This is a genomic window from Serratia sp. H1w (assembly GCF_000633355.1).
In the GTDB taxonomy this organism is placed as follows: domain Bacteria; phylum Pseudomonadota; class Gammaproteobacteria; order Enterobacterales; family Enterobacteriaceae; genus Chania.
Genome location: NZ_AYMQ01000054.1, coordinates 1 through 13,059, shown reverse-complemented (window position 1 = coordinate 13,059; position 13,059 = coordinate 1). Strand labels below are relative to the sequence as shown.

General features: G+C 56.1%; 8 protein-coding genes. 4 read left to right on the top strand and 4 right to left on the bottom strand.

Annotated elements, in window-relative coordinates:
• The first annotated feature begins 37 nt into the window (after positions 1–37).
• Both diaA and dolP read left to right on the top strand, forming a co-directional pair.
• Positions 38–628: a DnaA initiator-associating protein DiaA gene (gene diaA / locus U869_RS0111755; RefSeq protein WP_025120033.1), complete on the top strand. Its 591-nt coding sequence runs from the start codon at positions 38–40 to the stop codon at positions 626–628.
• A 10-nt stretch (positions 629–638) separates the two neighbouring features.
• Positions 639–1,214 carry a division/outer membrane stress-associated lipid-binding lipoprotein gene (dolP, locus tag U869_RS0111750; protein WP_025120034.1) on the top strand — a complete coding sequence of 192 codons (576 nt, stop codon included), beginning with the start codon at positions 639–641 and terminating at the stop codon, positions 1,212–1,214.
• A gap of 179 nt (positions 1,215–1,393) precedes the next feature.
• Here dolP and mtgA read toward each other — a convergent pair whose 3' ends face one another.
• The 4 genes from mtgA to U869_RS0111730 form a co-directional block, all read right to left on the bottom strand.
• A complete protein-coding gene (mtgA, locus tag U869_RS0111745; protein WP_025120035.1) occupies positions 1,394–2,125 on the bottom strand; it encodes a monofunctional biosynthetic peptidoglycan transglycosylase in 732 nt (243 codons plus the stop codon).
• Positions 2,122–2,775, bottom strand: a complete 654-nt coding sequence (gene elbB, locus U869_RS0111740; protein WP_025120036.1) for an isoprenoid biosynthesis glyoxalase ElbB — start codon at positions 2,773–2,775, stop codon at positions 2,122–2,124. Before elbB ends, mtgA begins: the two co-directional genes overlap by 4 nt.
• A 237-nt stretch (positions 2,776–3,012) precedes the next feature.
• Positions 3,013–5,352, bottom strand: a complete 2,340-nt coding sequence (gene arcB, locus U869_RS0111735; RefSeq protein ID WP_025120037.1) for an aerobic respiration two-component sensor histidine kinase ArcB — start codon at positions 5,350–5,352, stop codon at positions 3,013–3,015.
• Positions 5,353–5,468: 116 nt separating this feature from the next.
• Positions 5,469–6,395 (bottom strand): TIGR01212 family radical SAM protein, encoded by a 927-nt coding sequence (locus U869_RS0111730; protein ID WP_025120038.1) that lies wholly within the window; start codon positions 6,393–6,395, stop codon positions 5,469–5,471.
• Between the two features lie 696 nt (positions 6,396–7,091).
• Here U869_RS0111730 and gltB point away from each other — a divergent pair.
• Together gltB and U869_RS0111720 are read left to right on the top strand one after the other, a co-directional pair.
• Positions 7,092–11,552 carry a glutamate synthase large subunit gene (gene gltB / locus U869_RS0111725; RefSeq protein ID WP_025120039.1) on the top strand — a complete coding sequence of 1,487 codons (4,461 nt, stop codon included), beginning with the start codon at positions 7,092–7,094 and terminating at the stop codon, positions 11,550–11,552.
• An 11-nt stretch (positions 11,553–11,563) separates the two neighbouring features.
• On the top strand, positions 11,564–12,982 hold the full coding sequence (locus tag U869_RS0111720; RefSeq protein WP_025120040.1) for a glutamate synthase small subunit: 1,419 nt from the start codon (positions 11,564–11,566) through the stop codon (positions 12,980–12,982).
• Positions 12,983–13,059: the final 77 nt, after the last annotated feature.

Below are 13,059 nucleotides of genomic sequence, written 5' to 3'. Positions count from 1 at the left end.
TCTATACCGGCCCTTTGACCTAGTGGATTAAAACAACGTGCTGGATAGAATCAAAGTCTGTTTTACCGAGAGTATCCAAACCCAGATTGCGGCGGCGGAAGCCTTACCTGACGCGATATCCCGTGCCGCGATGACCCTGGTTCAATCGTTATTGAACGGCAACAAGATCCTGTGCTGCGGCAACGGCACCTCGGCGGCCAACGCCCAGCATTTTGCCGCCTGTATGATCAACCGCTTTGAAACCGAACGCCCCAGCCTGCCCGCGATCGCGCTCAACGCCGATAACGTGGTGCTGACCGCCATCGGCAACGATCGCCTGCATGATGAAATGTATGCCAAACAGGTGCGGGCGCTCGGCCATGCCGGTGACGTGCTGCTGGCGATTTCCACCCGCGGCAATAGCCGTGATATTGTGAAAGCGGTTGAAGCTGCGGTAACGCGTGATATGACCATTGTTGCGCTTACCGGCTACGATGGCGGAGAGCTGGCGGGTTTACTCGGCCAGCAGGATGTGGAGATACGTATTCCCTCTCACCGCAGTGCACGCATTCAGGAGATGCATATGCTTACCGTCAATTGCCTATGCGACCTGATTGATAACACATTGTTCCCCCACCAGGATGATTAAAGGAACTGAGATGAAGCTAAGAGCCACATTTGCAGTGCTGTTCAGCGCCCTACTGTTACAAGGCTGCGTCGCGGGCGTTGTCGTTGGCAGCGCCGCTGTTGCCACCAAGACGGCGACCGATCCACGCACCGTAGGAACACAGGTCGATGACGGCACCCTGGAAGCCCGGGTTGAAAATGCCATTGGCAAAGATCAGCAACTGAAGAAAGAAGCGCGTGTCGTGGCAACGGCCTATCAGGGCAAAGTGCTGCTGACCGGCCAGGCACCTAGCACCGAACTCGCCAGCCGTGCGAAACAGATCGCGCTTGGCGTGGATGGGGCCGTTGAGGTGTATAACGAGATCCGCCAAGGCACGCCGGTTAGCCTGGGTACGGCTTCTTCCGATACCTGGATCACCACCAAGGTACGTTCACAGATCCTGACCAGCGATACGGTCAAATCTTCCAACGTGAAGGTGACAACCGAAAATGGCGAAGTGTTCTTGTTAGGTCTGGTGACTCAGCAGGAAGGCCAATCTGCGGCGCAGATCGCCAGCCAGGTCAGCGGCGTGAAGCACGTAACGACGGCGTTTACCTACGTTAAATAATTTCGTGCAGCATGGGTGGGATCGGCGCTGTCTGGTGCCCTAACCCTCTCCCACGGGAGAGGGGACCGATCGAGTTCATTGATTGTTCTGCGTTACACGGGCGCAGCATGCGGCGCCCCTACAGCCCACGACGCTGAACCAGCTCCCTCGCCCTGTGGGAGAGGGTTGGGGTGAGGGCATCAATCCAACCCATTCGCCTTAAGAAAACCGTCCCCACCTAACTGGCGCATCTGGCGCATAATCCACTGCTGGCGTTGAACCACGTATCCCGAAGGGGCGCCGGCCTTATAACGATGCGGATTAGGCAGCACCGCCGCCAGCAGGGCCGCTTCTGACGCCGTCAGGCGGCTTGCCGGCTTGTGGAAAAAATGCTGGGCAGCCGCTTCTACGCCGAAGATACCGTCACCAAATTCGACGATATTCAGGTACACCGTCAAAATCCGCCGTTTGGTCCACACCAGCTCAATGCCCGCCGTCAGCCCGGCCTCAAATCCTTTACGCAGCCAACTGCGTCCATCCCACAAAAACAGGTTTTTGGCCGTTTGCTGGGAAAGCGTAGAAGCGCCGCGAATGCGCGTTGGCCGCTTTTCATTATGGCTAAGCGCCTTTTCAATAGCCGCAATATCGAATCCCCAGTGATCGGGAAATTTCTGATCTTCTGCCGCCATCACCGCCAGGACCATCGAGGGAGCAATATCATCCATCGCCACCCAGTCGGAATGCGCCACGTAACCAAAATCACCGCTCAGCCAGGCACCGAGCTGCCGCTCCACCATCACGGCAGAAAACGGCACCGGCAGAAAAGCGAACAGGATGATGCCAATCAGCCACAAGCCAACCACCGCGATAACGCCACGTTTCAACCATCCCCACAGGCGAACCACCCACGATTTACGTGAAAACCTTATCATTCCACCAAATCCAGCACCCGTGAGACCAGCTTATCAATGCCACGCGCCGCCTCGCCGATCGACTGGGCCAACATGTAGGCCGGGGTCGTGACGACCTTGTTTTCAATATCGACCACGATGTCATCCACCGGGCAGATAACCGGCTCACCGCCCATGGCATCAATCACTTCCCCCAGATCGGGATCGTTACCAATGGTCAATCGCAACGGCTGACCGATCACTTTTGGCAACAGGACGGGCGCAATGCACATAAAACCCATTGGTTTATTTTTCTTATGCATTTCTCGAATAAGCTTAGACAGGTCTGGATCTATTGAACATTCAGCCCCTTGCGTGGCAAAGCTGCTCAGATTCTTCGCTGCACCAAACCCGCCGGGTACAATCAGGGCATCCAGTTGCCCGGCATCGGCCTGCGAAAGAGGCTGAATATGGCCACGAGCGATGCGTGCCGACTCCAGTAAAACGTTGCGGCTTTCTAGCATTTCTTCGCCAGTTAAATGATTAATAACATGAACTTGCTGCTTATCCGGCGCGAAGCATATCACCTGTGCACCGGCACGATCCAAGGCCAGTAAGGTAAGCACCGCCTCATGGATTTCTGCCCCGTCATAAACACCACAACCACTCAGCACTACAGCTACCTGTTTCATCGTTACTCTCCCAGCCAGGACCGCCAGCAAAGGCAGGCCCAGAGGCGACAAATACTAACTACATCACATATTTTAATGATTCTTCTAACAAGAGCGCTTACATTTGGTATGTTATTCACGGTATGATGTATACGAATTTAGTAACACCTGCTCTACCAGAACGCTAAAAACCAATACGCAGGTTAATGTTTTCCCTGGTGTTGGCGCAATATTCGCGCACCCCGGCCTCGGCTGGGGTCATTTTTTTTCAGCGTTCTCAACCCAGGCACGCAGTACCGCCACATCATTACGCCACTCTTGTTTCAACTCATCGACCCACTCTTGTACGTTGTCTTGCCAGGCCGGTAACGTTGGCGTCTGGATCTGCTGAGCCAGCTGTTGCAGATGTTTTAACCCGACAGAGCCAGCAGCCCCCTTGATTTTGTGCCCTTCTTCGGTGATCCCTTTCTGGTCCTTCGCCGTCATGTTGGAATCCAGCACCGCCAGATAGCCCGGCATCACCTGTTCAAACATCGCCAGGCTCTGATGGATCAACTGCGGCCCCAACAGATCCATGTACTGCTCCAGCATTGCGGTATCCAACAACGATTCATTAATCTGCATCGACTTTTGCTCCGTTTTCTTTGTGGTATGTTGAGGTTGGTGATCCCAGTAATGTTTAATCATCTTGGTCAAGGCCGGTACCGACAACGGCTTGCTCAGCACATCGTCCATGCCCGCTTCAAGATACTCTTTCTTGTCTTTCAGCACATTAGCCGTCAGCGCAATCAACGGCGGCAGTGAGCGGCCAGCATAACGCTCGCGCAGCTCACGGGCGATGTCCAGCCCGCTCATATCCGGCAGTTGGATGTCCAACAGGGCCAGATCGAATTCGTCCGGGTCGAACATGTCTAGCGCATCACGGCCGTTCATCGCCACCGCAACGCTGTTGCCCAGCTTCTCCAGCACCGAACGGGCGACAATCACGTTCAGTTCGATATCTTCCACCAGCAGGATATGCAGCGCTGGCAACGGCATTTCTTCCACCTTCTGCACTTCGTCAACCACTTCCTCCACCGCCGGAGCCTTGATGGTTAAAGTGAAGCAAGAACCATGCCCTTGCGCGCTGTTGACTGTGATATCCCCACCCATGCTCTGCGCCAGCCGTTTGGAAACCGCCAGACCGATCCCGGTACCGGTCGCCGGACGGCCGCCGTTCTGGTCCTTGACCTGATAATACATGGCAAAAATCTTGTCTTGCTCATCCTGCGGGATGCCCATGCCTGAGTCTTCCACCTCAAACACGATCTGCTCCTGCCCTTCGCGCCTGACGCGTACCACAATCTGGCCCTGCTGGGTGAATTTCACCGCGTTGCCGATCAGGTTCCACAGGATCTGGCGCAGGCGCGTCCCATCCGTGATGATTTTCTGCGGCAGCGGTAGCTCGGGTTCCATCACGAACTGTAGCCCTTTCGGCTGGACCAGCAGCCCGGAGAGGTTCTCCAGGTCCGCCAGGAAGCCGGTAAAGTCGACCGGCTGATTGTCCAACTGGACCTTGCGCCGTTCGAGTTTATCCATCTCGATGATGTCGTTGAAAATATTGCCCAGCGTGATGGCGCTGACGTGGATGGTTTTCAAATACTTCAGTTGTTCGTCGTTCAATTCGGTATCGAGCAGAATGCGGCTCAGGCCGACAATGCCATTAAGCGGCGTACGAAGCTCGTGGCTGATCGTTGAGATAAAGGTGGTCTTATCCCTGCTGGCGTTCTCCAGCGCGTCCTGGTAGCGCTTACGCTCGGTTATATCGCGGCCAAAGCCCATCAGCCCGTGACGTTTACCCACGCGGTCGTAAAACGGCACCTTGCGCAGCTCAAAACAGGCTTTGCGCCCGTCCGGGTACACCAGCCATTGTTCATAGGTCAGGGAAACGTTGTGGCGGAACACTTTCTCATCGGTTTCGATGACTTTTTCGGCAATGTCTTGGCTGTAGACATCAAAGGGGGTCAGGCCAATCAGCTGTTTTTCGCTCTTGCCGGTCAGCAGTTCCATCGCCCGGTTGCAGCCGGAGAACTCTTTTTCTTCGTTGCGGTAGTAAACCAAATCGGGGGAGGCATCGAGGAAGGAGCGCAGTAACGCCGACTGTTGGCCCAGTTCCACCTGCGCTAGTTCGCGTTGCTCCATCTCTTCGGTCAGTTTATCCATGACCTGCTGGCGCTCTTGCTCCGCCTTGATACGGTCGGCAATTTCCTGATTGAGCTGGCTGATGTTCTCCTGCATCTGCTGGTTCAGCGCGAGATCGCGATTACGCATCTCCTCAAGCTTATCCACCAGCCGGGCCAGGCGCTGACGCGACTCTTCCAGTTGCTCTACCACCACCGAAAGGAAGTAAACCGCCCACGGGGTGATCAGCAAACCGAAGAAGATGGAGCGCACCACATCAATGCTTTCCACTTCACCACGCAGCAGCATGGTGACCGCCATCTGCACCACCATCGCCAGTATCACCAGCGCTGAAGCGAGCAACAGTGAAAAGCGCACCAGCCCCAGTTTTACCATCAAATCAACGTAGTACTGGGCTAACACCCGGATTTGCTTCATGAGCTATTCCCTACAGACATAATCTCTCAAATCATACCGTAAAAAGGCGCAGAGATAAGAAACCTTACTGTGAACTGTGGGAAGAGTTGCAAATCGTCAGTGGAAAACGGGGGATTTTAAGGGTGGTAATGCTGCTCTGCCGCCAAAGCCGACCCCTGGCCGCCATGCAGTTGGAGATAGCCGCCAACGGCCTGCATGCCGTTCCAGCGATTTTCGCACCATAAGGGGGCAAGCAGGGTTGGCCGTCGGGCGCTGGCCGAAATGCGGTGGTAGATAATTTCTTTAGGCGTATGGCGGATCATTTCCCCGGCGCTGCAGGCGTAATCCTCCAACGACAGCTCAGGCAAACGCCCCGCCTGCCAGGCCCGTGCCATGGTGCTACCGGTGACGATATGCAGCGGGTGCAGTTTAATGCCGTCAACGCCGCTGTCTGCCACCGCTTGTAGCGTGTCTAGATGATGTTGATGGGTTTCCCCCGGCAGGCCAACGATCAGGTGGCTGCACACCTTCAGGCCGCGCTCACGAGCCAGGCGGCTGGTCTGCTGGTAACAGGAAAAGTTGTGGCCACGGTTGATGCGCTTGAGCGTTTTATCGTGCGCGGTTTGCAGCCCCAGCTCCAGCCACACCTCAAAGCCCTGTTCTCGGTAACCAGCCAGCAGATCGAGAGCCGCTTCCGGCACGCAGTCTGGCCGGGTGCCAACACAGATGCCCACCATCTCGGCCTGCGTCAGCGCCTGTTGGTACATGTTGGCCAGCAGTTCCACTTCGGCATAGGTGCTGGTATAGGCCTGGAAATAGGCCAGATAGCGCTTGGCCCGGTTAACCTTCTGCGCCTGGATAGCCAGCTGTTGCGCGATGCTTTGCTGCTGCATCTGCTCATCAGCAAAAGAAGCTACGTTGCAGAAAGTGCAGCCGCCGCGCCCCAGCGTGCCGTCGCGGTTTGGGCAGCTAAACCCACCGTGCAGCGTGAGTTTGTGGATCTTCTCCCCATAACGGCGCTGAAGATCGCTACCAAACATATTGACTAATTGCGGCAACTGCATAATCTTGGTGTCTCTCTGTGTTCAAAGGCCGTATATGCTAATAAGAAACGGCTTTTCCCGCGATGACAGGGATCAACGCTTTTCCCCAAAGGCCGCCCCATGCATAATTATTCATTATTAGTGCAAATAAAATCATTTTTATCTCGATGAAAATTTCTAATCTTCAGCGCACCGTTAACCGCTTTATGACAAAGCGATGAAAAATAGTTATAAACAACAACAAATAGATATTTACCAGAACAAAACTCTGACATTGCCGTCAGCACTAGCATGGTGCAGAGATTCAGGCATTGCACTATAGTGAGACAGCTCACATTTTTACGGCCCTTCCCTCAGCTATCCATCACGCTTAAAAGGTCTGAAAAAACTTATTTTTCATCATCATAAACCTCCTCAAAGCCATCAAAATCCCTGTTAGGCCCATATTTGACCTGCGTATTCTTTCTCGCTAAGTTGGATGTCCGCTGGAAGCTTTCTGGACGAGCAAACTGCTCGTCATAATTATGCAGTAATTTAAGACTCCCTCTTAAAACAAGTCATTTACCACTTGTGAGAACCGTCACGAGAGGCCATTGATGGAGGGCGGAAAAGCAGATTGGCGATATTAACCTTGCTGATTGGACTTCTGCCTGAAGTTGGGAAGCCCCCTCGCAGTTGGTTGTAAGAGTCACGCAGAGCCTGGGGAGGTTCACTGATATGTTGTACGATAAATCCCATGAGAGGGACAACTGTGGTTTCGGCCTGATCGCCCATATAGAAGGCGAACCTAGCCACAAAGTGGTGAGGACCGCTATTCACGCACTGGCCCGCATGCAACACCGTGGTGCAATTCTTGCTGACGGCAAGACTGGCGACGGTTGCGGCCTGTTATTGCAAAAGCCCGATCGCTTTTTCCGCATGGTAGCGCAAGAGCGCGGCTGGCGTTTAGCCAAGAACTACGCCGTTGGCATGATGTTCCTCAGCCAGAACGAAGAGGAAGCCCGTACCAGCCGCCGCATTGTTGAAGAAGAGCTGCAGAACGAAACGCTGTCGATCGTCGGCTGGCGCGAAGTTCCTACCAACCCGGACGTATTGGGTGAAATTGCCCTCTCTTCTCTGCCGCGTATTGAACAGATTTTCGTGAATGCCCCTGCGGGCTGGCGTCCACGTGATATGGAGCGCCGCCTGTTTGTGGCACGCCGCCGTATCGAGAAGCGCGTCCAGGACGACAGCTTCTATGTGTGCAGCTTCTCCAACCTGGTGACCATCTACAAAGGTCTGTGCATGCCTGCCGACCTGCCACGTTTCTATCTGGATCTGGCAGACCTGCGGCTGGAATCGGCCATCTGCCTGTTCCACCAGCGCTTCTCGACCAATACCGTGCCGCGCTGGCCGTTGGCACAGCCGTTCCGCTATCTGGCACACAACGGTGAGATCAACACCATCACCGGTAACCGCCAGTGGGCACGTGCACGTACCTACAAGTTCCAGACTCCGCTGATCCCGGATTTGCAATCCGCCGCGCCGTTCGTCAACGAAACCGGCTCAGACTCCAGCTCGCTGGACAATATGCTGGAGCTGTTGTTGGCAGGCGGGATGGATCTGATCCGTGCGATGCGTTTGCTGGTGCCACCGGCCTGGCAGAACAACCCGGATATGGATACCGACCTGCGCGCCTTCTTCGACTTCAACTCGATGCACATGGAGCCGTGGGACGGCCCAGCAGGCATCGTGATGTCCGATGGCCGCTACGCCGCCTGTAACCTGGATCGTAACGGTCTGCGTCCGGCGCGCTACGTCATCACCAAAGACAAGCTGATCACCTGCGCCTCAGAAGTCGGCATCTGGGATTACCAGCCGGATGAAGTGATCGAAAAAGGCCGTGTTGGGCCAGGCGAGCTGATGGTGATCGACACCCGCAGCGGCAAGATCCTGCACTCCGCCGAAACCGACGACGACCTGAAAAGCCGCCATCCGTATAAAGAATGGATGGAGAAGAACGTTAAGCGTCTGGTGCCGTTCGAAGACCTGCCGGAAGATCAGGTGGGCAGCCGCGAGCTGGATGACGCGACGCTGGAAACTTACCAGAAGCAGTTCGGCTATAGCAGCGAAGAACTGGATCAGGTGATCCGCGTACTGGGCGAAATCGGCCAGGAAGCTACCGGTTCGATGGGTGATGACACTCCGTTCGCCGTGCTTTCCAGCCGCCCACGCATCATTTATGACTACTTCCGCCAGCAGTTCGCGCAGGTTACCAACCCGCCGATCGATCCGCTGCGTGAAGCCCACGTGATGTCGCTGGCCACCAGCATCGGCCGCGAGATGAACGTCTTCTGCGAAGCCGAAGGCCAAGCCCACCGCCTGAGCTTCAAATCGCCGATCCTGTTGTATTCCGATTTCAAACAGCTCACCACGCTGGAAGGCGAATATTATCGCGCCGACACGCTCGATCTGACCTTCGATCCCGCCGTGCAGGATCTGGAACAGACCATCCATGCCCTGTGCGATGAAGCGGAACGTAAAGTCCGTGACGGCGCGGTGCTGCTGGTGCTGTCTGACCGAGCCATCAGCAACCAACGTCTGCCGGTACCGGCACCGATGGCGGTTGGGGCAATCCAGACCCGTTTGGTAGACAAGAACCTGCGTTGCGATGCCAACATCATCGTTGAAACCGCCAGCGCCCGCGATCCCCACCATTTCGCCGTGCTGCTGGGCTTTGGTGCCACCGCCGTCTACCCATATCTGGCCTACGAAACGCTGGCCAAGCTGGTCGACAGCCAGGCCATCGACAAGAAATACCGCGACGTGATGCTGAACTACCGTAACGGCATCAATAAAGGGCTGTACAAGATCATGTCCAAAATGGGCATCTCGACTATCGCCTCTTACCGTTGCTCCAAACTGTTTGAAGCCGTTGGCCTGCACCGTGACCTGTCCAATCTGTGCTTCCAGGGCGTGGTCAGCCGTATCGGCGGTGCCAGCTTCAGCGACTTCCAGCAAGATCTGCAAAACCTGTCCAAACGCGCCTGGCTGAAACGCAAACCTTTGGATCAGGGCGGCCTGCTGAAGTTCGTCCATAACGGCGAGTACCATGCGTACAACCCAGACGTGGTGAACTCACTGCAAAAAGCGGTGCACAGCGGCGAATATAGCGACTACCAGGCTTATGCCAAGCTGGTGAACGAGCGCCCGATTGCCACGCTGCGCGATTTGCTGGCGATCACCCCGCAAGGCACGCCAATCCCGGTCGATCAGGTTGAACCGGCCGAATCACTGTTCAAACGCTTCGATACCGCCGCCATGTCCATCGGGGCACTCAGCCCGGAAGCTCATGAATCGCTGGCGATTGCCATGAACAGCCTGGGTGGTTTCTCCAACTCCGGTGAAGGTGGTGAAGATCCCGCACGCTACGGCACCAACAAGGTTTCTCGTATCAAGCAGGTGGCCTCTGGCCGCTTTGGCGTGACGCCAGCCTATCTGGTCAACGCCGACGTGATCCAGATTAAGGTCGCGCAAGGTGCCAAGCCGGGTGAAGGTGGCCAGTTGCCAGGGGATAAGGTGACGCCATATATCGCCAAGCTGCGTTATTCGGTACCAGGCGTTACCCTGATCTCGCCTCCGCCGCATCACGACATTTATTCGATTGAGGATTTGGCACAGCTGATTTTCGACCTGAAGCAGGTGAACCCGAAGGCGATGATTTCGGTGAAGCTGGTTTCCGAGCCGGGTGTTGGCACCATTGCCACCGGCGTGGCGAAAGCCTATGCCGATCTGATCACCATTGCCGGTTACGACGGCGGCACCGGTGCCAGCCCGCTATCTTCGGTTAAATATGCTGGCTGCCCGTGGGAACTGGGCCTGGTGGAAACTCAGCAAGCGCTGGTTGCCAACGGCCTGCGCCACAAGATCCGCCTCCAGGTGGATGGCGGCCTGAAAACCGGCGTCGATATTGTCAAAGCAGCCATTTTGGGCGCTGAAAGCTTCGGCTTCGGTACTGGCCCAATGGTGGCGCTGGGTTGTAAATACCTGCGTATCTGCCACTTGAACAACTGCGCGACCGGCGTGGCAACTCAAGATGAAAAACTGCGCCGCGATCACTATCACGGCCTGCCAGAGCGCGTGACCAACTACTTCCAGTTTATCGCTCGGGAAACCCGCGAGATCATGGCTTCGTTGGGCGTCAGCCAATTGGTCGATCTGATCGGTCGCACCGAGTTCCTGACCGAGCTGGACGGGATCTCCGCCAAGCAGAACAAGCTGGATCTGTCGCCATTGCTGAAAACCGCCACGCCGCACGTGGGCAAAGCTTTGCATTGCACCGAAAGCAGCAACCCGCCGTTCGATCAAGGCGTGCTGAACAAGGATCTGATGGCGCAGGCACAGCCGCATATCGAAGCGAAGCACAGCAAGACCTTCTACTTCGATATCCGTAACACCGACCGCTCCGTTGGCGCGACCCTGTCCGGGGCGATTGCCACACTGCATGGCGACCAAGGGATGGCAGCCGATCCGATCAAGGCGCATTTCTCCGGTACCGCAGGCCAGAGCTTCGGCGTGTGGAATGCCGGTGGCGTTGAGCTGACCCTGACCGGCGATGCCAACGACTATGTGGGCAAAGGGATGGCCGGTGGCCGTATCGCCGTGCGTCCTCCGGTAGGCTCTGCATTCCGTAGCCATGAAGCCAGCATCATCGGCAACACCTGCCTGTACGGCGCAACCGGTGGCAAGCTGTTCGCCGCAGGCCGTGCTGGTGAGCGTTTCGCCGTGCGTAACTCCGGGGCGATCACCGTCGTTGAAGGCATTGGCGATAACGGTTGTGAATACATGACCGGTGGTATCGTATGCGTCCTGGGCAAAACCGGCATCAACTTTGGTGCGGGTATGACCGGCGGCTTCGCCTATGTACTGGACGAAGATGGCGAGTTCCGCAAACGCGTTAACCCGGAACTGGTAGAAGTGCTGGAGGTCGATCAACTGGCGATCCATGAAGAACACCTGCGCGGTCTGATCACCGAGCATGTGCAGCTAACCGGTTCATCGCGGGCAGAAGAGATTTTGGCTAACTGGCCGCTATGGGCGCCGAAGTTTGCGCTGGTCAAGCCGAAGTCCAGTGATGTCAAAGCATTGTTGGGTCACCGTAGTCGTTCCGCAGCCGAGCTGCGGGTTCAGGCGCAGTAAGGGGTCATTGAATGAGTCAGAACGTTTATCAATTTATCGACCTGCAGCGCGTTGATCCGCCAAAGAAACCGCTGAAGATCCGCAAAATCGAGTTTGTAGAGATCTATGAACCCTTTTCGGAAACCCAGGCGAAATCGCAGGCAGACCGTTGCCTGTCATGCGGCAACCCCTATTGCGAATGGAAATGCCCGGTTCACAACTATATTCCGAACTGGCTGAAGCTGGCGAACGAAGGGCGCATCATGGAGGCGGCGGATCTGGCACACCAGACCAACAGCCTGCCGGAAGTATGTGGCCGCGTTTGTCCGCAAGATCGCCTGTGCGAAGGTTCCTGCACCTTGAACGACGAGTTTGGTGCGGTGACCATCGGCAATATCGAGCGCTATATCAGCGATAAAGCCATCGAGATGGGTTGGAAACCGGATATGTCACACGTCCATCCTACCGGTAAACGGGTGGCCGTGATTGGTGCTGGCCCGGCAGGTTTGGCCTGTGCCGACGTGTTGACCCGTAACGGCGTCAAGGCCGTGGTTTACGATCGTCATCCAGAGATCGGCGGCCTGCTGACCTTCGGCATTCCAGCCTTTAAGCTGGAAAAAGAGGTGATGATCAAGCGCCGTGGCATCTTTAGCGAGATGGGTATCGAGTTCCAACTCAATACCGAAGTCGGTAAAGACATCACCATGGATGCGCTGCTGAGCGAATACGATGCGGTGTTCCTTGGCGTTGGCACTTATCAGTCGATGCGTGGTGGATTGGATAACGAAGAGGCACCAGGCGTGTACGATGCGCTGCCGTTCCTGATTGCCAACACCAAGCAGTTGATGGGCTACCAGCCGGAACAGCACGAGCCGTATGTCAGTATGGAAGGCAAACGTGTCGTGGTGCTGGGCGGTGGTGACACCGCAATGGACTGTGTACGTACCTCCGTTCGTCAGGGTGCAACTCAGGTCATCTGTGCCTATCGCCGGGATGAAGCGAACATGCCGGGTTCCAAACGCGAAGTGAAGAACGCGCGTGAGGAAGGGGTAGAGTTCCAGTTCAACCTGCAACCGCTGAGCATTGAGCTTAACGGCGCGGGGCGCGTTGCTGGCGTCAAGATGGTGCGCACTCAACTGGGTGCCCCGGATGCCAATGGCCGCCAGGTTGCCGAGCAGGTACCAGGTTCCGAGCACGTGATCGACGCCGATGCGGTGGTGATGGCCTTTGGCTTCCGCCCACATCAGATGGACTGGCTGGCCGCGCACGACGTACAGTTGGACAAGCAGGGGCGCATCCTGGCACCTGAAGCGGTCGATAACGCTTTCCAGACCAGCAACCCGAAAATCTTCGCCGGTGGCGATGCGGTTCGTGGTTCTGACTTGGTAGTGACTGCGATTGCCGAAGGGCGTAAAGCTGCCGAAGGCATCATGAGCTATCTGGAAGTATGATTTACAACTGACACCGTTCGGTTGAGGGCAAGAGGTGGCGTCGTGCTCCAATGATGTCCCTCACCCTAACCCTCTCC

Bases quoted from the DNA above. Each gene is read 5' to 3' on its own strand.
- dolP (WP_025120034.1), top strand. From the start codon at position 639: ATGAAGCTAAGAGCCACATTTGCAGTGCTGTTCAGCGCCCTACTGTTA.
- mtgA (WP_025120035.1), bottom strand. From the start codon at position 2,125: ATGATAAGGTTTTCACGTAAATCGTGGGTGGTTCGCCTGTGGGGATGG.
- elbB (WP_025120036.1), bottom strand. From the start codon at position 2,775: ATGAAACAGGTAGCTGTAGTGCTGAGTGGTTGTGGTGTTTATGACGGG.
- arcB (WP_025120037.1), bottom strand. From the start codon at position 5,352: ATGAAGCAAATCCGGGTGTTAGCCCAGTACTACGTTGATTTGATGGTA.
- U869_RS0111730 (WP_025120038.1), bottom strand. From the start codon at position 6,395: ATGCAGTTGCCGCAATTAGTCAATATGTTTGGTAGCGATCTTCAGCGC.
- gltB (WP_025120039.1), top strand. From the start codon at position 7,092: ATGTTGTACGATAAATCCCATGAGAGGGACAACTGTGGTTTCGGCCTG.
- U869_RS0111720 (WP_025120040.1), top strand. From the start codon at position 11,564: ATGAGTCAGAACGTTTATCAATTTATCGACCTGCAGCGCGTTGATCCG.